Here is a 234-nt window from a genome sequence, read left to right as displayed (position 1 = left end):
ATACGCACCTCATCACCCGCTTCGAGTTTATATTCAGGCTTAATACGTTTTTTGTTCACCCGCACTTCGCCTTTACGCAAAATACGGTAAATCATACTTTTTGGTACGCCTTTCAATTGGGTACGCAAAAAGTTATCGATACGTTGCCCCGCTTCGTCAGCGGTGATAGCAACAATTTTTACGGATGGAGTCTCTGTTTTCATGGTTGGCGATTCTAATTAGCCAACAGGATTC

Annotated in this window: 1 protein-coding gene; it reads right to left on the bottom strand. The window is 43.2% G+C overall.

Annotated elements, in window-relative coordinates; genetic code table 11:
- On the bottom strand, positions 1 to 203 hold a 203-nt coding region (locus tag R2R70_RS23245), incomplete at its 3' end, for a S4 domain-containing protein (RefSeq protein WP_410979382.1).
- Between the last annotated feature and the right edge of the window lie 31 nt (positions 204 to 234).

Source organism: Cobetia sp. SIMBA_158, assembly GCF_046566945.1.
GTDB classification, from domain to species: domain Bacteria; phylum Pseudomonadota; class Gammaproteobacteria; order Pseudomonadales; family Halomonadaceae; genus Cobetia; species Cobetia amphilecti.
This window is presented reverse-complemented; position numbering and strand designations above follow the sequence as displayed.